Source organism: Bradyrhizobium sp. CFUWI (genome assembly GCF_056429085.1).
Window position 1 is genome coordinate 1 of record NZ_JBWJZE010000130.1, and the last position, 626, is coordinate 626.

The 626-nt window shown below is 70.1% G+C and carries 1 protein-coding gene; it reads left to right on the forward strand.

Features of this window, described 5'->3' with window-relative positions; all coding sequences use genetic code 11:
* On the forward strand, positions 1-626 hold a 626-nt coding region (locus AC066S_RS39040; protein ID WP_478271937.1), incomplete at both ends, for a peptidase dimerization domain-containing protein.

Genomic DNA, 626 nt, shown 5'->3' on the forward strand with positions numbered 1-626 from the left:
CAGCGCAGGCGACCCTGACGGTGTACGGCGCCAAGGTGGCGCTGCACAGCGGGCACTACGGCAATTATTCGCCCAACCCTGCGCAGCGCCTGGCGACGCTGCTGGCCTCGATGAAGGACGACCAGGGCCGCGTGACCGTGGCGGGCTACTACGACCACGTCCGGCTGGGCGATGCCGAGCGGAAGATCATGGCGGCGGTCCCCGACGACGAAGGCGCGATGCGCAAGCGCCTGGGCATCGCGAAGCCCGACAGCGTCGGCTCCAACTACCAGGAGGCGATGCAGTATCCGTCGCTCAACGTGCGGGGCATGGCCTCGGCCGCGGTGGGCGACAAGGTCGCCAACATCGTGCCGCACACCGCCGTCGCCGAACTCGACCTGCGGACCACGCCCGATTCGGATGCGCGCTACCTCGGCCAGCGCATCGAGGCGCACATCCGCCAGCAGGGCTACCACCTGGTGAAGGGCCAGCCGGGCGACGAGGACCGGGCCCGCTACGACAAGCTGGCAAGCTTTTCGTACCAGAGCGAGGGCGGGAATGCCGCCGGCACGCCGATCGATTCGGCCGTCGGCCACTGGGCGTACCAGGCGATGGCCGGCACCTTCGGCGCGCAGCCCGAACCGGTG